The sequence below is a fragment of the Paraferrimonas haliotis genome (assembly GCF_002282895.1).
Classification (GTDB): domain Bacteria; phylum Pseudomonadota; class Gammaproteobacteria; order Enterobacterales; family Shewanellaceae; genus Paraferrimonas; species Paraferrimonas haliotis.
Genome location: NZ_NRRB01000006.1, coordinates 114,773 through 132,669, shown reverse-complemented (window position 1 = coordinate 132,669; position 17,897 = coordinate 114,773). Strand labels below are relative to the sequence as shown.

The following is a 17,897-nucleotide window of genomic DNA, read 5'->3' as shown; positions in this document are numbered from 1 at the left end:
TGTCTGCTTTTCTGGACATCATCATTTGCTGCCAACGCAAACTTAAATGACTGTTATCAGGATTGTATACGAGTAAGTCAACTTGGAACTGACGTGCTTGTTCAGCAGTTAGATGAGTATGGAAAAGTGCTTAAGACTAAGGCTTTTCCAATAAAAGTTGATCAGACAGCAAAGCTCTCCGCAAGCGGTAATAGCAAGAACTCAGGCGAACAATTTCAAGCTACAACGTCTAGTAGCAACGGAGCTGGAACTATAAAGGTTAGTGACCCTTTCATAAATTACACAGCGACAGAGGTGGTCGTAGTCATCTTTATCTATTATTACGATTCGGACGGCAATTTAATAGATGTTGAAACTAAAGTGTCTCGATTTCCAAGAACGGATATAATGCCTCCACCGGATATCTGATTAGACAACTGCATAAAAAAAGCTCGATACCTAAGTATCGAGCTTTTTAATATGGTGCGGATGGAGGGACTTGAACCCTCACGCCCTTTCGAGCACAACGACCTCAACGTTGCCTGTCTACCAATTTCAGCACATCCGCAAAGATTGCTTGTTTATTCTGGAATCTTGTCTTCTTGTGGTGCCGGTGCTGGTGCATCAGCTGGTAGCTGAACTGCGGTGCCCGCTTCACTGAGATCATTCCAAGATTCATCTGCTTTGTTGTGGTGCGCACTCATGCGACCAATGAGCAGACTCAATACAAAGAAAGTAATCGCCAATATTGACGTTGTACGAGTAAGGAAGTTACCTGAACCGCTAGAGCCGAACAGAGTTCCCGAGGCGCCTGCGCCAAACGATGCGCCCATATCGGCACCTTTACCTTGCTGGATAAGTATCAGACCTACTAGGCCAATAGCTACCAACAAATAACAAACGATTAGTACTTCATACATAATTTTATTTCGCACTCACTGCCATTTGGCATAAATTAATAAACTTGTCGGCATCCAAACTAGCGCCGCCAATTAGGCCACCGTCTACGTCTGCTTGAGCAAACAACTCAACGGCATTATCCGGTGTCACGCTACCGCCATACAAAATTCGAACCGCATTGGCATCAGAATCGCTGATTTTCGCCAAGTGTGCACGAATAAAGGCGTGTACTTCTTGCGCCTGCTCCGGGGTGGCACTATTACCTGTTCCTATCGCCCATAATGGTTCATAGGCGATGATAGCATTATCGAACGCTCGCTTCCCATTGGTTTCCACCACTTTTTCAAGATCGGCGGCAATGACATCGAAAGTGTTGCCTTGTTGGCGTTCGCTTTCAGACTCTCCCACACACAAAATGGGTATAAGTCCGTTGGCTATCGCTTTGGCAAACTTTTCAGCAACGCTTACTGTGGTATCACCATACATGGCGCGGCGCTCAGAGTGACCTAAAATCACGTAATCACAGCCTACGCTGGCTAACATGCTAGCAGCAATTTCGCCCGTATGCGCTCCGCCGTCTAAGGCGCTGGCATTTTGACCACCAACACCGATACGGGTGCCAGCCAATGCTGCTGCATTTTGCTCAAGCAGTTGCTTCACGTTTGCAAGGAATACGGCCGGTGGGCAAAGCACCACCTCGACTGCGTCGCTATCTAATTCGCTAGAAAACTTAGCTACTAGCTCCTGCGCTAACTGAAGATTACCATTCATCTTCCAGTTACCGGCAAGGACTGGACGTCTTGACGTCATAAAACCTCTCCTATTAAAGCGGCGGGAATGATATCTAACCTGCCCCTCAGTTACAAGAGGCAGAATCGGAAACTTGGGGTGTCTGTCGGTTTTTTAAACGTACCGAGCTAAGCTAGGCAACTCGACTTAGCAATTAACTGGCTTCGCTCACTGCTGAGGCGATGCGCTCGGCACAGGCTTGAACCTGTTGCTGGTTGTCCCCTTCCACCATGACACGAATCAAAGGTTCGGTACCGGATTTACGCAACAATACTCGCCCTCGCTTGCCAAGCTCTTGTTCCACAGCAGCTTTTTCTGCGAGTACCGCATCGCTCGACAAAGGCTCACCACCGTCGTTGTAGCGCACGTTAATTAATACTTGCGGTAACATAGCCAGGTCTTTTACAAACTCATGCAGCGAACAGTTAGCGCGTTGCAGCGCCGCCAACACCAGCACCCCAGCAACCGTTGCATCGCCGGTAGTTGCATGATGAAGATCTAAAATATGGCCAGAGTTTTCACCACCAATGTGCCAGCCGTTCTGACGCAGTTTTTCCATTACGTAGCGATCGCCCACTTTCGAGCGTTCAAACGGAATCTTCATTTCTTCCAGTTTTAGCTCAAGGCCAAGGTTACTCATTAAGGTACCCACAACACCGCCTTCTAGGGTGCCGTGCTGTTGCCCGTCTTTGGCCAAGATATACAGAATTTGGTCACCATCGACAACGTTGCCAAAGTGATCCACTAACATAATGCGATCACCATCGCCATCAATGGCAATACCCAGATCCGCTTGCTCGCGAACCACAGCTTCACGGATGTTGGCCATGCTAGTAGCGCCATAACCGTCGTTGATGTTTATGCCATTAGGCTCATTACCAATAGCAATGACTTCGGCTCCAAGCTCTTTAAATACTCTTGGGGCGATGTGGTAGGTAGCGCCATGGGCACAATCCACCACTAATTTGAGGCCTTCAAGGGTAGTATTGAGTGGAAAATGACTCTTACAGTGTTCAATGTAACGCCCAGCGGCGTCTTCAATTCGGCGCACCTTTCCAAGCTTAGATGATTCTACGCAACGCAGAGGTTTTTCCAGCTCAGCTTCGATGGCGCGTTCAATTTGGTCATCCAGCTTCGAGCCATCGCTTGAGAAGAACTTGATGCCGTTATCGTAATAAGGGTTATGAGATGCGCTAATCACAATCCCGGCTTCTGCCCGAAAGGTGCGAGTGAGATAAGCCACCGCGGGAGTAGGCATTGGGCCCAGTAGACGAACGTTTAATCCGGCGGCGGACAAACCCGCTTCCAAAGCGCTTTCAAACAGGTAGCCGCTAATACGGGTATCTTTACCTACAATCACCTTATTGGTTCCCTGTCGAGACAAGACTCGGCCAGCAGCCCAGCCCAGCTTAAGTACCAGTTCCGGGGTTAGCTTGCCTTCGCCCACTTTGCCACGAATACCGTCGGTTCCGAAAAATTTTCTTTGGGTCACGTTAACATCCATTATGTAATTATTGGGTTCTCACAGGCTGTCCAAACAGCCAACGCATCGCAGGTTTGTGCAACGTCGTGAACTCTTAGAATTTGAGCGCCGTTAACGGCAGCGTATAACGCGGCACTAACACTGCCCGCGACTCGCTGCTGCACTGGCTTATTAAGTAATGTGCCAATCATACTCTTTCGCGATGCCCCAACCAATAGTGGCAGTTCAAATTTACTAAAACGTTTGAGCTGATTCATGATTTGATAATTGTGGACTAAGCTTTTTCCAAAGCCCAAACCTGGGTCTAACAGCAACAACTCTTTGGCGATCCCCGCCTCAAGGCAGGCCAAAATGCGTTCTTCAAAGAAAGCGTTGATGTCGGTAATCAAATCGTCATAACTGGGGTTTGCTTGCATGGTCCTCGGTTCCCCTTGCATGTGCATCAAGCAAACCGGCACCTGACATTCGGCGGCGGCTTGCAGTGCCCCTTCTCGACGTAAGGCGTATACATCATTAATCATATCGGCCCCGGCTTCCACCGCAGCTAACATCACCTCTGGCTTAGAGGTATCTACCGAAATCAAGGTGTTGCTATCGAATTGGCGTATGCCCCGTATTACCGGAATGACGCGATCAAGCTCTTCATCGACGCCAACGTCCTTAGCGCCGGGCCGCGTGGATTCACCGCCAATATCTAATAGGGTTGCGCCCGCTTTTACCATGGCCAGCCCTTGCTCAATCGCCGCTTGCAACTGCTGATATCGGCCACCATCGGAAAACGAATCGGGAGTGGTATTTAAAATGCCCATCACCTGAGGCTGGCTGAGGTCGAGTGTTTTTCTTTTAAACGCTAAGGTTTTCATTAATTACTTCTAGCCGCTGTTGTTACTAGTGTTATTGTATACTAGAGAGTAGCAATCTGGCCAAAATCATCATTGCTTAACTTTGAACAAGTTGACGTTTCTTTACACTCGAAGGGTTACAATAGTGGTTACTGGAAGGTATGTATGATTCAACGATTGAGTGCTCTGGTTCTAACCCTATTTATGGCTGTCGCGGCTAATGCCCTGTATGTTGGCGATGCGTTTGCCAAAGCTAAATCGCCCAAAGTAGTAAAGCATTTACCCAAAGGCCACGTGCATTTGCATCATCGCGGCCATCGCTATTGGTACTATCAAGGTTATTATTACAGGCCCTATCGCAGCAGTTATCAGATTGTCAGTGCACCACTGGGCGTTGAGGTAAAAGTGCTGCCAGTAGGCTATACCAAGTGGGTAGTGGGCGGCGTTGAATATTATCAATTTGCCGATCAGTACTATCGTTTTAATCGCAAAAAACAGGCTTATGTGGTGGTTAAGCGCCCTCGAGGGCTGCCGGCATCTTAAAGTCCGACGTAAAATCCGAGTTGAGCATAGCGTTGCCAGTTACTGCTGTTTTGCTGATAGTCTTTATGATACTGGGTTAAGCTAAAATCCAAACCCCAGCCATTAAAAGCCAATAGCACACCAAGCTGCCCTTCAATACGCAATGGCTCAACGGTGGTGAGATTGTCGTAAGGTACTTTGCCTGTGATGGTGAGATCGTGAAATCGATAGCCCGCTGCAATGCGCATGTAAGGCTGGTAACTAAAACGCTTCGACAGCGGTTTCAGCGAGCCATTATGGTTAAAGTGATTTGAAGCCCCTCCAAAGCTCTGCTCAAGACCTCGGCCATAACGTAAGTTCATACTGAACAAGGCTTCGCTTCTTAAGTTACCAAGGTTGCCGTAGGCGCTGGTGCTTAATTCCAATTGCTGCTCGCCCAATTGATAACGATTGACGAGCCAATCCACTTCGTGGGCGTACTGTGCAATGAATTGGTCTTGTACTTGATATTGCCACCCTTGTGGCGGCGTTGAGCCGGTCCAGCGATGAATCTGTTTTTGAAAACCGGCCGCTTGCGATGACGGCCCTATAACCCCCACACTCAACCAACTCTTTTGCGCGAGGTGCGTGTTGTAGTAAGCCAAACTCGACTCAAGCTGCAACACCCCCGCGTAAGGCCTATCGGTCGGTTGCGGAGTGTCTAAGGCGATTTCTTTGGGCGTCCAAAGTCGTTGTTGTAGCGATATTCCCGCTTGATAGCGGCCGCCTTCCCCAAACAACAAAGGCGTTCGCCAACGATGAAGCCAATGCAATTGCTCTGAAGCAGCGACACTGTTGCCATACCAATTCAGCATTAAGCCACCGGTATAGTCGCCATCGCTACCCAAAATAATGTCATTATCAAGCTGCACAGCAAAACGACTGTCTTGCGCTAGGCTAGGGCCAATTAACAACAGAGATGTTAAAGCTACAGACACCGGTGCTAACTGCACTGCTAGACCTCTCTTATGGCTCACAAAAGCCGCTTATTCGAATATCCTTAACTATACATTGAACGATGAAAAAGCCTAGACGCAAACCCCTCAGTAAAACCGAGCTGTTGTTGGTGAGCGCTAGCGGCGACGTTTTTTCTTTTTGAGCAAGCCCGCGTCTTTAAGCATTTGCTGCTTAAGCTTACGACGCTGTGCATTGGCGCTAAGGGGTTTGCTGTTGCGATGGCCAGTATCGATGTCGCCTGAGTCCTCAGAGGGTTCGTAACCGCTTAACCACTGCTGCGGCAAACGCTCATCTAACAAGCGCTCGATTTGGGCCAACATGCCCTCTTCACTCTGACTCATCAAAGAGATAGCCAGCCCTTTATGGCCGGCGCGACCGGTTCGTCCGATGCGATGCACATAGTCTTCCGCTTTAAACGGCATATCGAAATTGACCACCTGTTCAAGCTGGTGAATATCAAGCCCACGTGCGGCAACGTCGGTCGCGATAAGCGCTCGTAGCTTGCCCGCTTTAAAGTCGTCTAACGCTCTTTGACGAGCGCCTTGGGATTTATCGCCGTTAATCGCACTGGCCTGAATGCCGTCTTTGCCGAGCTCTTTTGCCAGTGCTTCACTGCCTTCTTTGGTGCGCACAAACACCAATACCTGCTGCCAGTTTCGCTGCCCAATAAGGTGCGCCAGTAATTCCGCTTTACGCTTTTTATCCACCGGATAAACCATTTGCTCAACTAATTCAGCAGCGCTGTTACTTGGACTGACCGATATTTCCTTAGGCGTTTGCATCATGCCATAGGCCAGTCGTTTGATGGCTGCAGAAAAGGTGGCGGAAAATAACGCCATTTGTGGTTGCTTAGGTAAGAGCCTTAACACCTTTTTGATGTCGGGCATAAAGCCCATATCCAACATTCGATCGGCTTCATCAAAAACCACAAACTGGCACGTTTTTAGCGACAATTTTTTACTGTAAACGTGATCCAACAGTCGACCTGGTGTGGCGACGAGTATGTCGACGCCCTCGTCCAACTTCGCCTGTTGAGCTTTAATGCTAACGCCACCGTACACAGCCACAAGCTTAAACTGTTGCTCATTGGATAGATGTTGGTTAAGGGCTTTAAGGCTATCGAGCACTTGCTGAGCCAACTCTCGAGTAGGGGTTAGAATTAACGCCTTGGTGTGGCCCCTTTCAGCCGGGTTATGCGCTTGCAGCAAGTGCTGCATCAACGGCAACCCAAAGGCCGCGGTTTTACCCGTACCCGTTTGCGCTGCTGCCAACACATCATGACCTTGCAATAATACTGGGATGGCTTGTGTTTGTATTGGCGTTGGGGAGCTAAAACCCAATGCACTGAGGCTGTTAAGCAGCTCGCTCGACAACCCTAGCTTATCAAATCCCATTGCAATCAATCCTATCTAGAAAAATGAAAAAGCCCCGCTAAGATGCAGGGCTTTGTATGAGCGCGACAGGCTACTTTGCGGGCGCTTGGTCTGGTTCGCCGTTGTCAGCAGGCTTGTCTTGTGAGGCATCAGCTTTCACTTCAGGCTCAGCATCCGCGGCAGCGGATTGGCCAGAGCTTTTGTCGTTGCTGTCATCACCATCGGTCCAATCCGCCGGTGGTCGCACGTCTTTGCGTTCCATTAAGTCATCGATTTGAGCGGCATCAATGGTTTCGTACTTCATTAACGCGTCTTTCATGGCATGCAGGATATCCATGTTGTCTTTTAGGATCTGCTCAGCACGCTGATAATTGCTGTCAATGACGGCTTTAATTTCTTCATCGATAACCCGCGCCGTGTCTTCTGACATGTGCGAAGCTTTGGCCATTGAGCGACCTAAGAACACCTCACCGTCTTCTTCGGCATAAAGCATTGGGCCCAAACGCTCACTCAAGCCCCATTGGGTCACCATCTTGCGAGCAATGTCGGTAGCCCGCTCAATGTCATTAGAGGCGCCGGTGGTTACTTTATCTTTACCAAAGATGATTTCTTCCGCCAAACGACCACCAAATAAGCTGGAAATCATGCTTTCAAGATGCTGTTTGGAATGGCTCACTCTGTCTTGCTCTGGCAAGTACATGGTCACACCTAGAGCTCGACCGCGAGGAATAATAGAGACCTTATAAACCGGATCGTGCTCAGGCACCATACGCCCAACAATGGCGTGGCCTGCTTCGTGATAAGCGGTCATTTCCTTTTCAGGCTCGCTCATCACCATAGACCGACGTTCAGCACCCATCATGATTTTATCTTTGGCGCGTTCAAACTCTTCCATGCCCACTAAGCGCTTAGAGTTGCGCGCTGCAAACAAGGCCGCTTCGTTAACAAGGTTGGCCAAATCGGCACCCGAGAAACCTGGAGTACCGCGAGCAATCAAGCTGGCTTTAACGTCATCACCAATCGGTACTTTGCGCATGTGAACTTTAAGGATTTGTTCACGACCACGTACGTCTGGCAGTCCCACCACCACTTGGCGGTCAAAACGTCCCGGACGCAACAAGGCTGGGTCGAGCACGTCTGGTCGGTTTGTTGCAGCAATAACAATGATGCCTTCGTTACCGTCAAAGCCATCCATTTCCACCAACATTTGGTTAAGGGTTTGCTCACGCTCATCGTGACCACCACCAAGACCGGCACCACGTTGGCGACCTACGGCATCAATCTCATCGATGAAGATGATACAAGGCGCTGACTTTTTAGCTTGCTCAAACATGTCACGAACACGGGAAGCACCCACACCAACGAACATTTCAACAAAATCCGAACCGGAGATTGTGAAGAATGGTACTTTTGCTTCACCGGCGATGGCTTTGGCTAATAAGGTTTTACCCGTACCTGGAGGACCGACCATAAGTACACCGGTAGGAATGCGTCCGCCTAATTTTTGGAATTTGGTTGGGTCGCGAAGGTAATCCACCAACTCGCCAACTTCCTCTTTGGCTTCGTCACAACCCGCGACGTCAGCAAAGGTGGTTTTAATTTGGTCTTCGCCCATTAGGCGCGCTTTACTCTTACCAAACGACATGGCGCCTTTACCGCCACCGCCTTGCATTTGACGCATGAAGAAAATCCACACACCAATGAGCAGTAACATTGGGAACCAAGAAATGAAAATTTGAGTTAAGAAGCCGGATTCTTCCGGAACCTTACCGGTTACCGCAACATTTGAGCGTTTAAGATCATTAATTAAATCCAAATCTGGAATCGGCATCACTGTGGTGAAGCTCTCACCACTGCGGCGTGTTCCGTTAATGGTGCGTTGGTCTTCTTGCACCACCACACTGGAAATCTGACCCGACTCTACTGCCGACAAAAATTGGGTGTAATCCATTTTTGTGGCGGTGTTGTTGTTTGGAGAATAGCCATTGAAGACGGACATTAACACAACCGCAATAACTACCCACAAAATGAGATTTTTAGCCATATCGCTCAAAATAAATAGACCTCTGTTCAGTCTTAAAAATTCTTATATAAAAAGAGTACTACAACTTGTAGCCAGTAGCCACTACGAACACTTCTCTCGAGCGAGCTCGTGAACTGTCAGGCTTGCGACTCTTTACCACTTTAAACGCTTGTCTTAGCTGTTTCATAAACTCGTCAAAGCCTTCTCCCTGAAATACTTTGACCGCAAAACTGCCATTTGGTGCCAATACGCTGTGGCACATGTCCAGTGCTAACTCCACCAAATACATGGCTCGAGGCTGGTCGACAGCACCATTACCACTCATATTCGGCGCCATATCAGATAACACCACGTCTACTTTGTCTGAGCCTACGCGCTCTAACAATGCATTAAGGACAGCTTCTTCTCGAAAATCCCCTTGCAAGAAATCCACGCCTGCAATGGGGTCCATTGGCAAGATATCGCACGCAATAACTTGTCCACTTTCCCCCACTAACTTAGTGGCCAGCTGAGACCAACCACCAGGAGCTGCTCCTAGATCAACGACGGTCATACCATCACGGATCAATTTATCTTTGTTTTGGATCTCTTCTAACTTAAACACGGCGCGCGAACGTAAGCCTTGCTTTTGTGCTTGTTTAACGTACTTGTCGTCGAAATGCTCTTTTAGCCATCGTTTCGAACTGACACTGCGGTTTTTACTGCCCGACATGTTCACGGTTCCCGTAAATAACAGTTACACCAAAAAGGATATGGGGGTAAACTATCGGTTTTTAAACCCCCAAACTCTAAAAGTTGGACACCCATGAAGCTATCCAATAAACAAAAGCAACACTTAAAAGGCTTGGCACACAGCCTAAAGCCTGTGGTATTGCTTGGCGCCAATGGACTAACCGAAGGCGTTTTGGCGGAAATTAATATCGCCCTTGACCATCACGAATTGATTAAAGTTAAGGTTGCTTCAGAAGATCGCGAACTTAAAAACGCCATCATCGATGCAATTATTCGCGAGACCTCTGCCATAAAAGTTCAGACCATTGGTCACATGCTGATCATCTTCCGCCCTGTGGAAGACAGCAAAATCGAACTGCCTAAAGCCTAACGGCCATATAACCAATTCTGCAAGCTCACGGATGGGCTTGCGAGAGTACCTCTACTTTTTTCTCGCCACGATTAAGTTACGCTTAATCGATTGGTCGACCCTGTGCAAATAGCCTTGATAGTACTCTTGCGGCAACACCTCAAATCCTGCTTGAGTGAACGCCGTCGCCGCTTGCTGCCAGGTTAAGGTAAACTCGTTAAACGAGATAACCGCCGCCGCTTTCGCCTTTAGTGCTTGCGACCAGCTTGGGAGCGCTTGCTCTAGAAGTTCTAGAGGGCTTCGCTCCAGTTTGCTGTCTTTCGCGTTTTTGCTGCCGTGTTGCACGCCATAGGGCAAATCACACACAAGCACATCGCAAGAACGCTTTTTTACCATGTGCTGCAATTGCCGAGTATCGCCGTCAAACAGCTGCAGTTGCTGGCTTTGTTTATTAGCATAGGCGGCCTTGCTGTGAGCGCAATCCAGTATGAACCCAGTGGCCGCCTTTTTATTGCCACCAGCCAAGTTTCTTCGCTCTTTGCGGGCGCCGTGCTTATAACGGCCTTTTTTCATGAAATTAAGCAAGTAGGCTCGAGTTTCTTCAACCCATTTACTGTTAATTTCAACCCCCACCACGTTGTAACCGCGAATTAAGCCTTCGTAAAGACTGGTGCCTTTGCCGGACATAGGGTCCAGCAAAGTGAGTCGTTCACTGCGGGTTTCACTGGCGCTTACGGCGAGGTTGACCATAAGCCGTGTGAATTGCTCATTGGTCTTACCCGTGTAGCGCAATATCTGCACCATGGATTCAGGGAAGGTTCGAAAATCTTGAACTTGGCACGGCTGCAACAGCTTATCGAGCTTAATTTCGAACAAACTGTAGAAGGTCGATGCGCTCGACAGTCGCTGCATTTGCTCGGGCGTTAATGGCGCATCCACGCTAAATTGAAGGTTTGCAGGCAAGCCATGAACGTACTCGTCACGGCTGTCTTCAACAAAGCTTAGCTGTGCGTTTGCACTCAAGGCAATGGCTTGCAGCTCGCTGCGGCCAATTTGTTGGGCACTTTCGAAATAGATTCGATTGTGTCCAGGATTTGCCAAAAGAAGATAATGAATCATGGGATTTATTAGCAATGCCTAGCTTAGATGTACTCAACCGCGGTGATTTCAAAGTCAGTTTCACCGCCAGGGGTGCTGATAGTAACTTCGTCGTCCAAGTTCTTGCCGATTAACCCACGAGCAATGGGAGAATTCACCGAAATCAGATTTTGTTTAATATCGGCTTCATCATCACCCACAATGCGATAGGTCACTTCTTCATCGGTATCAAGATTTAAAATGGTAACCGTGGTGCCAAAAATAACACGGCCGGTATTCGGCATTTTGGTGACGTCAATAATTTGAGCATTTGACAACTTACCTTCGATGTCTCGAATGCGTGCTTCGCAAAGACCTTGCTCTTCACGGGCAGCATGATACTCAGCATTTTCTTTTAAATCCCCCAGCTCTCTTGCTGAAGCAATGGCCGCCGAGATAGCAGGACGGCGTTCGCGCTTTAATACGTCAAGTTCGGCGCGCAACGTTTCCGCACCTTGGTTCGTCATAGGAACTTGATTGTTCACTGTTCATATTCTCCATTACAAAAAAGCTCCGCCGCTTAAAAGTGAATTTAAGCGGAGCGGGCATTTTTAAAAATTGGGTGTTCTGTTTCGATAGTAGCGACAGGGTACCACTGAGCCATCAGAAAAACCACAATAGCTCAGTGTAGCCCAATTGAGTCAATTACCCAATTGGGCGTTATATACGCAGATTACAGCTTATGTAACTCCTGCACCGATGCAACGCGCGCTTTGTCGTCTTCAGCGTGAGCCAAGCAGGTCGCAAAAGCAGCGTTCATGGTGGTGGTGTAATTCACCTTGTAACGCAATGCACCGCGACGAAGCGTACGCGAGTCTTCAATGGCTTGACGACCCTCGGTGGTGTTTACAATGTAGGTGTACTCATCGTTCTTAATGCGATCCAGAATGTGAGGTCGGCCTTCATGCACCTTGTTCACCAAGCGCGGATTAATGCCGGCTTCGCCAAGCACCACAGCTGTGCCGTGGGTTGCGTCAATCTCATAGCCAAGCGCCATTAAGTTTTTCGCCAATTGCGCCACGCGTTTTTTGTCCGAATTACGCACGGACAATAAGGCGCGACCATTTTTCGGCACATCTTTAATGGCACCCAGCTGCGCCTTGGCATAGGCTTCAGCAAAGGTGGTTCCAACCCCCATCACTTCACCGGTAGAGCGCATTTCAGGCCCTAACAAGGGATCCACACCAGGGAACTTGTTAAACGGCAGCACCACTTCTTTAACCGAGTAGTAGCTTGGAATGACTTCTTTTACAAAGCCCTGCTCTTTTAGAGTTTGTCCCGCCATTACTCGAGCCGCTACTTTAGCTACCGGTACGCCTGTCGCTTTAGAGACAAAAGGCACGGTACGGGCAGCACGAGGATTCACCTCAATCATATAGATGACGTCGTCTTTAACCGCGAACTGAGTGTTCATTAGGCCACGAACGCCTAACTCAAGTGCTAGAGCGCGAACTTGTTCACGCATGCGGTTTTGGACGTCTTCACTTAAGCTGTATGGAGGAAGCGAGCAACCTGAATCTCCGGAGTGAACCCCGGCTTGCTCGATGTGCTCCATAATACCGCCGATAACCACATCGGTACCGTCGCACACGGCGTCGATATCAACTTCAATGGCATCGTCTAAGAAGTGATCCAGCAACACCGGCGACTCATTAGAAACCGATACCGCTTCGTTAAAGTAACGGCGTAAATCTTTCTCGTCGTACACAATTTCCATAGCTCGACCACCTAATACGTAGGATGGGCGTACAACCAGTGGATAACCAATGCGCTCGGCGGCGATAACTGCACCTTCGGTGGTGGTCACTGTGTCGTTTTCTGGCTGCTTTAAGCCTAAGCGCTCTACCGCTTGTTGGAAACGCTCACGATCTTCTGCACGGTCAATGGCATCTGGGCTGGTACCAATAATCGGCACGCCGGCTTGTTCTAGGGCGCGGGCTAACTTCAGCGGTGTTTGACCACCGTAATGCACGATAACGCCTTTAGGATTTTCAACTCGAACAATTTCCAGCACGTCTTCAAGGGTTACTGGCTCAAAGTACAAGCGATCAGAAGTGTCATAGTCGGTAGAAACCGTCTCTGGGTTACAGTTAACCATGATGGTTTCAAAGCCATCTTCGCGCAATGCCAATGCCGCATGCACACAGCAGTAATCAAACTCAATGCCTTGTCCAATACGGTTAGGACCGCCACCAAGAACCATGATTTTGTCTTTATCCGATGGCGCCGCTTCACACTCTTCTTCATAGGTTGAGTACATGTAAGCGGTATCAGTGGCGAATTCCGCTGCACAAGTGTCCACGCGCTTGTAAACCGGGAAGATTTGGTAGCGCTGGCGCAGTTTGCGAACTTCGGTTTCTGATACGCCCAGCACCTTCGAAATTCGCGCATCGCTGAAGCCTTTGCGTTTTAGTCGGTACAGCAAGTCGCTATCGAGACCGCCAAAACCCTGCTCTTGCAAATGCTCTTCGCTCTTAATGATGTCTTCAATTTGCACCAAGAACCAAGGGTCGATATTAGTCAGCTTGAAAATAGCGTCCATGGAAAGGCCGCTTCTAAAGGCATCACCAATGTACAAAATACGGTCCGCGCCTGGCTCTTTCAGCTCGTGGCGAATACGCGCCATTGAAGTGTCGTCGTCTAAGTCAACCACAGGGTCAAAGCCGTCGATGCCAACCTCTAGGCCGCGCAATGCTTTTTGCATGGACTCTTGCAACGTGCGGCCAATGGCCATTACTTCACCAACCGACTTCATTTGGGTGGTTAGGCGATCGTTAGAGCCTGCAAATTTTTCAAAGTTAAAGCGCGGAATCTTAGTAACCACATAATCAATGGCCGGCTCAAAGCTTGCTGGAGTGCGACCACCGGTAATGTCGTTCATTAACTCGTCTAGGGTAAAGCCTACCGCTAACTTGGCTGCAATCTTGGCGATGGGGAATCCGGTCGCTTTAGAGGCCAGTGCTGAAGAGCGGCTTACACGCGGGTTCATCTCAATGATGACCATGCGCCCATCTTTCGGGTTCACACCAAACTGAACGTTAGAACCACCGGTTTCAACTCCGATTTCACGCAACACCGCCATAGAGGCGTTACGCATGAGTTGATATTCTTTGTCGGTTAATGTTTGCGCCGGTGCAACGGTAATCGAGTCACCCGTATGAACGCCCATGGCGTCGAAGTTTTCAATGGCACAGACAATGATGCAGTTGTCGTTTCTGTCACGAACAACTTCCATCTCATATTCTTTCCAACCAATTAAAGACTCGTCGATGAGCAGTTCATTAGTTGGGCTTAAATCAAGACCACGGCTGCAAATCTCTTCGAATTCTTCTTTGTTGTAGGCGATACCACCGCCGCTACCGCCCATGGTAAATGACGGACGGATAATACAAGGGAAGCCAACTTCGTTTAATACGCCGTAAGCTTCGTCCATTGAGTGGGCAATGCCCGCTCGCGGACACTCAAGGCCAATGCTTTTCATGGCGACATCGAAACGGGCGCGATCTTCGGCCTTATCAATCGCATCTGCGGTAGCGCCGATCATTTCAACGCCAAACTCTTCTAAAACGCCTTTTTGCTCAAGTTCCAACGCGCAGTTGAGCGCGGTTTGGCCACCCATGGTGGGCAGGATGGCATCTGGGCGCTCTTTTTCGATAATTTTTCGAACCACTTCCCAATGAATTGGCTCGATATAAGTTGAGTCGGCCATTTCTGGGTCGGTCATAATGGTGGCGGGGTTGGAGTTAACCAACACCACTTTGTAACCTTCTTCTCGCAACGCTTTACACGCTTGCGCACCGGAGTAATCGAACTCGCAGGCTTGGCCAATTACAATTGGGCCAGCCCCTAGGATAAGAATGGTGTTAATGTCATTACGTTTTGGCATCGAGTTTCTTCCCTTGAGTTATTTGGCTGCTTGGTATTGCGAAATGAGCTCGATGAAATGATCGAACAATGGTGCGGCGTCGTGCGGCCCAGGGCTCGCTTCAGGATGCCCTTGGAAACTAAAGGCCGGCTTATCAGTGCGATGGATGCCTTGCAACGAACCGTCAAACAGCGATTTATGGGTGGCCTTAATGTAGCTAGGGAGGCTGTCTTCTTTTACTGCGAAACCGTGGTTTTGCGAAGTAATCATTACCGTACCGGCTTCAATATCAGATACTGGATGGTTAGCGCCGTGGTGACCAAACTTCATTTTTTCAGTTTGCGCGCCACTGGCCAGTGCAAGTAATTGGTGACCTAAGCAAATCCCAAATACTGGCACTTGTGTTTCTAGAATCTGTTGGATGGCTTCAATCGCATAATCACAAGGCTCTGGGTCACCTGGGCCGTTTGACAGGAATATGCCGTCTGGGTTCATCGCCAGAACGTCAGCCGCAGAGGTTTTAGCAGGGACTACGGTTACATCACAGCCTCTGTCCACCAGCATGCGCAAAATATTGGCTTTCACACCGTAGTCATAGGCGACTACTTTGTAGGGCAAGTCTTCTGCTGCTCGGTCGCTTGGTAAGCCATGCTCCAAGGTCCAACTGCCCTGACGCCATTGGTGAGTTGTGTCTGTGGTTACTTCTTTAGCTAAATCCATTCCCTTAAGGCCTGGAAACGCTTTCGCTTGAGCCAAAGCTTGTTCGGCATCTAAGCTACCACCGGCTACGATGCAACCCGCTTGCGATCCTTTTTCTCGCAAAATTCGAGTTAACTTTCGAGTATCAATGTCAGCAATGCCAACCACACCATTGCTGGCGAGATATTGGTCTAAGCTTTGTTGATTGCGAAAGTTACTAGCAAGAAGCGGAAGGTCGCGGATAATTAAGCCGCATGCGTGAATTTTGTTTGATTCGGTATCTTCGGAATTGGTTCCGGTATTACCAATGTGAGGATAGGTCAAAGTTACCATTTGGCGAGAATAAGACGGGTCCGTCAAAATCTCTTGATAGCCAGTCATTGAAGTGTTGAAAACCACTTCCCCTACCGCGGCACCGTTAGCGCCAATTGAAACGCCCTCAAATACTGTACCGTCTTCTAAGACCAATAATGCTGAGTTACTCAACACAACCTCCAGATTTTAAGCCACCATTTTTTATGTAAAATTTGAGCTGGATCCAAAATACAAACCGCAGACAAATTCCGCGCATTTTAGCGGTATACAGCCAACATGTCTAACCAAATTTGGCCTTTGACTAATTATTTATCGGCTAACCACTAATTATCTTACTTTAACCCTAACACCTGTTGCATATCATAAAGACCACTCGGTTGTTCTACGACCCACTTAACCGCTCGCATGGCCCCTTTTCCATAGGTCATACGACTTGATGACTTATGAGTAATTTCCAATCGCTCCCCAAGGTCTGCAAACAAGGCTGTATGATCGCCAATTACATCGCCAGCGCGGGTTGTAGCAAAGCCTATGGTTTTGGAATCTCGCTCACCGGTTAGCCCTTCTCGCCCATATACCGCCACGTCTTTAAGGTCTCGGTTGAGCTTGTTAGCAATCACTTCGCCCATTTTCAAAGCCGTACCGCTTGGTGCATCTTTTTTGTGGCGATGATGAGTTTCTTGGATCTCTATATCGGCGTACTCACCCATAACTTCAGTTGCAACTTCTAGCAACTTCCACATCAAATTAACGCCAACTGACATATTTGGTGCAAAAACAATAGCAATATGTTGAGCTGACAAACCAACATTGGCTAATTCTTGCTCAGATAACCCCGTTGTGCCTACAACCACGGATTTACGATGCTTTTCACACAAGGATATGTGAGATAAACAAGCCTCTGGAGAGGTAAAATCAATCAAAACATCAAAATCATCAATATTACTTGATAGATCATCACTTAGCTGAACTCCAATATTGCCTACTCCAGCTAGTTCTCCTGCGTCCACACCTATCAAACTAGAGCCTGGACGAACCGTCGCCACGGTTAAGTTAACTGAGTCATCTACAGCCGCAGCTTCCACCAAAATCTTGCCCATTCGGCCGTTAGCACCTGCCACTGCTATTCTAAGTTGATTAGTCATGATAGTTAAGTATCTCCAGTCAGTCTGAATCTTCAGCTTTTTGGCTAAAACCTCGCTTAGCAAACTTTTAGCCAAAAAAAAGGCGGGATGATTACCCGCCTTTAATCTTTTAAACGATGTCGAGCAATTCGACTTCAAATACCAATGCTGCGAACGGAGGAATGGCTGCGCCTGCTCCACGGTCGCCGTAGGCTAGATTGTGAGGAACGTACAGTTTCCACTTAGAGCCAACTGGCATTTTTTGTAATGCTTCAGTCCAACCAGCGATAACGCCGCTTACTGGAAACTCCGCAGGCTGACCGCGTTGAACTGACGAGTCAAACACTTCACCATTAGTCAATTGACCGTGGTAGTGACAACGTACAGTAGAGTCGGTAGTAGGAAGCTCACCTTGGCCTTCAGTAATGATCTCATATTGCAGACCAGACTCAAGAACGGTTACTTCGTCACGCTTACCGTTTTCAGCTAAGAAAGCTTCGCCTTCGGCTGCTGCTAATTTGGCTTCTTCTTGCTTGATTTTTTGAATGCGCTCACCGATAACAGTGAAGGCATTGCGAAGATCGTCTTCGCTGATTTGCATTTCGTCACCACGGAATGCGTCGGCCAACCCTTGTTGTACGGCACTGATGGAAATTCCTTCGAAAGAGTTTGCGGCAAGTTGCTCGCCAAGTTGAAGGCCCACGCCATAACTGGCTTGTAATTCTACGGTATTGTATTTCTCTGACATGTTTGTCACTCAGTTAATAAA

The 17,897-nt window shown here is 48.5% G+C and carries 16 protein-coding genes and 1 tRNA gene; 2 read left to right on the top strand and 15 right to left on the bottom strand.

Translation table 11 applies throughout. The annotated features are described in order from the left end of the window. Positions 1-460: 460 nt before the first annotated feature. From CLC91_RS12600 to folP, 5 genes are all read right to left on the bottom strand, one after another. Positions 461-547: transfer RNA gene (locus tag CLC91_RS12600), tRNA-Leu, on the bottom strand. A gap of 13 nt (positions 548-560) precedes the next feature. After that, a complete protein-coding gene (gene secG / locus CLC91_RS12595) occupies positions 561-899 on the bottom strand; it encodes a preprotein translocase subunit SecG (RefSeq protein WP_095498785.1) in 339 nt (112 codons plus the stop codon). Between the two features lie 4 nt (positions 900-903). After that, positions 904-1,689, bottom strand: a complete 786-nt coding sequence (tpiA, locus tag CLC91_RS12590) for a triose-phosphate isomerase (protein WP_095498707.1) — start codon at positions 1,687-1,689, stop codon at positions 904-906. 133 nt (positions 1,690-1,822) lie between these two features. Continuing rightward, entirely contained in the window at positions 1,823-3,172 is a 1,350-nt protein-coding gene (glmM, locus tag CLC91_RS12585; RefSeq protein WP_408634230.1) for a phosphoglucosamine mutase, read from the bottom strand. Then, a complete protein-coding gene (folP, locus tag CLC91_RS12580) occupies positions 3,172-4,014 on the bottom strand; it encodes a dihydropteroate synthase (RefSeq protein WP_095498706.1) in 843 nt (280 codons plus the stop codon). The genes glmM and folP overlap by 1 nt, the downstream gene beginning before the upstream one ends. A 144-nt stretch (positions 4,015-4,158) precedes the next feature. On the opposite strand from folP, the gene CLC91_RS12575 reads away from it, so the two are divergent. Continuing rightward, positions 4,159-4,536: a DUF6515 family protein gene (locus CLC91_RS12575; protein WP_095498705.1), complete on the top strand. Its 378-nt coding sequence runs from the start codon at positions 4,159-4,161 to the stop codon at positions 4,534-4,536. On the opposite strand, the gene CLC91_RS12570 is transcribed toward CLC91_RS12575, so the two are convergent. From CLC91_RS12570 to rlmE, 4 genes are all read right to left on the bottom strand, one after another. Then, positions 4,533-5,531, bottom strand: coding sequence for a lipid A deacylase LpxR family protein (locus CLC91_RS12570; protein ID WP_095498704.1), 999 nt, complete (start codon positions 5,529-5,531; stop codon positions 4,533-4,535). The genes CLC91_RS12575 and CLC91_RS12570 overlap by 4 nt on opposite strands. 96 nt (positions 5,532-5,627) lie before the next feature. Further along, on the bottom strand, positions 5,628-6,905 hold the full coding sequence (locus tag CLC91_RS12565; protein ID WP_095498703.1) for a DEAD/DEAH box helicase: 1,278 nt from the start codon (positions 6,903-6,905) through the stop codon (positions 5,628-5,630). A 70-nt stretch (positions 6,906-6,975) separates the two neighbouring features. Continuing rightward, positions 6,976-8,937, bottom strand: coding sequence for an ATP-dependent zinc metalloprotease FtsH (gene ftsH, locus CLC91_RS12560; protein ID WP_095498702.1), 1,962 nt, complete (start codon positions 8,935-8,937; stop codon positions 6,976-6,978). Positions 8,938-8,986: 49 nt separating this feature from the next. Further along, complete coding sequence (gene rlmE / locus CLC91_RS12555; RefSeq protein ID WP_095498701.1) at positions 8,987-9,619, bottom strand: 23S rRNA (uridine(2552)-2'-O)-methyltransferase RlmE; 633 nt, start codon at positions 9,617-9,619, stop codon at positions 8,987-8,989. A gap of 93 nt (positions 9,620-9,712) precedes the next feature. Between rlmE and yhbY the strand changes: the two genes are divergently transcribed. Next, the gene (gene yhbY, locus CLC91_RS12550; protein WP_095498700.1) at positions 9,713-10,009 is read left to right on the top strand and encodes a ribosome assembly RNA-binding protein YhbY; all 297 of its coding nucleotides are present in this window, start codon (positions 9,713-9,715) and stop codon (positions 10,007-10,009) included. Between the two features lie 51 nt (positions 10,010-10,060). Here yhbY and CLC91_RS12545 read toward each other — a convergent pair whose 3' ends face one another. The 6 genes from CLC91_RS12545 to CLC91_RS12520 all read right to left on the bottom strand — a co-directional run bounded on the left by CLC91_RS12545 (position 10,061) and on the right by CLC91_RS12520 (position 17,876). Beyond that, entirely contained in the window at positions 10,061-11,107 is a 1,047-nt protein-coding gene (locus CLC91_RS12545; RefSeq protein ID WP_095498699.1) for a TRM11 family SAM-dependent methyltransferase, read from the bottom strand. Positions 11,108-11,130: 23 nt separating this feature from the next. Continuing rightward, positions 11,131-11,610 carry a transcription elongation factor GreA gene (greA, locus tag CLC91_RS12540; RefSeq protein ID WP_269844432.1) on the bottom strand — a complete coding sequence of 160 codons (480 nt, stop codon included), beginning with the start codon at positions 11,608-11,610 and terminating at the stop codon, positions 11,131-11,133. A gap of 188 nt (positions 11,611-11,798) precedes the next feature. Beyond that, positions 11,799-15,011 carry a carbamoyl-phosphate synthase large subunit gene (gene carB, locus CLC91_RS12535; protein WP_095498697.1) on the bottom strand — a complete coding sequence of 1,071 codons (3,213 nt, stop codon included), beginning with the start codon at positions 15,009-15,011 and terminating at the stop codon, positions 11,799-11,801. Between the two features lie 18 nt (positions 15,012-15,029). Next, positions 15,030-16,187 (bottom strand): glutamine-hydrolyzing carbamoyl-phosphate synthase small subunit, encoded by a 1,158-nt coding sequence (gene carA, locus CLC91_RS12530; RefSeq protein ID WP_095498696.1) that lies wholly within the window; start codon positions 16,185-16,187, stop codon positions 15,030-15,032. Positions 16,188-16,336: 149 nt separating this feature from the next. After that, positions 16,337-17,149, bottom strand: a complete 813-nt coding sequence (dapB, locus tag CLC91_RS12525) for a 4-hydroxy-tetrahydrodipicolinate reductase (RefSeq protein WP_095498783.1) — start codon at positions 17,147-17,149, stop codon at positions 16,337-16,339. 109 nt (positions 17,150-17,258) lie between these two features. After that, entirely contained in the window at positions 17,259-17,876 is a 618-nt protein-coding gene (locus tag CLC91_RS12520) for an FKBP-type peptidyl-prolyl cis-trans isomerase (protein ID WP_095500491.1), read from the bottom strand. Between the last annotated feature and the right edge of the window lie 21 nt (positions 17,877-17,897).

What these genes read in the sequence shown, in the direction of transcription:
- secG (WP_095498785.1), bottom strand. Translation starts at nt 899, where the DNA reads ATGTATGAAGTACTAATCGTTTGTTATTTGTTGGTAGCTATTGGCCTA.
- tpiA (WP_095498707.1), bottom strand. Translation starts at nt 1,689, where the DNA reads ATGACGTCAAGACGTCCAGTCCTTGCCGGTAACTGGAAGATGAATGGT.
- glmM (WP_408634230.1), bottom strand. Translation starts at nt 3,172, where the DNA reads ATGGATGTTAACGTGACCCAAAGAAAATTTTTCGGAACCGACGGTATT.
- folP (WP_095498706.1), bottom strand. Translation starts at nt 4,014, where the DNA reads ATGAAAACCTTAGCGTTTAAAAGAAAAACACTCGACCTCAGCCAGCCT.
- CLC91_RS12575 (WP_095498705.1), top strand. Translation starts at nt 4,159, where the DNA reads ATGATTCAACGATTGAGTGCTCTGGTTCTAACCCTATTTATGGCTGTC.
- CLC91_RS12565 (WP_095498703.1), bottom strand. Translation starts at nt 6,905, where the DNA reads ATGGGATTTGATAAGCTAGGGTTGTCGAGCGAGCTGCTTAACAGCCTC.
- rlmE (WP_095498701.1), bottom strand. Translation starts at nt 9,619, where the DNA reads ATGTCGGGCAGTAAAAACCGCAGTGTCAGTTCGAAACGATGGCTAAAA.
- yhbY (WP_095498700.1), top strand. Translation starts at nt 9,713, where the DNA reads ATGAAGCTATCCAATAAACAAAAGCAACACTTAAAAGGCTTGGCACAC.
- CLC91_RS12545 (WP_095498699.1), bottom strand. Translation starts at nt 11,107, where the DNA reads ATGATTCATTATCTTCTTTTGGCAAATCCTGGACACAATCGAATCTAT.
- carB (WP_095498697.1), bottom strand. Translation starts at nt 15,011, where the DNA reads ATGCCAAAACGTAATGACATTAACACCATTCTTATCCTAGGGGCTGGC.
- dapB (WP_095498783.1), bottom strand. Translation starts at nt 17,149, where the DNA reads ATGACTAATCAACTTAGAATAGCAGTGGCAGGTGCTAACGGCCGAATG.
- CLC91_RS12520 (WP_095500491.1), bottom strand. Translation starts at nt 17,876, where the DNA reads ATGTCAGAGAAATACAATACCGTAGAATTACAAGCCAGTTATGGCGTG.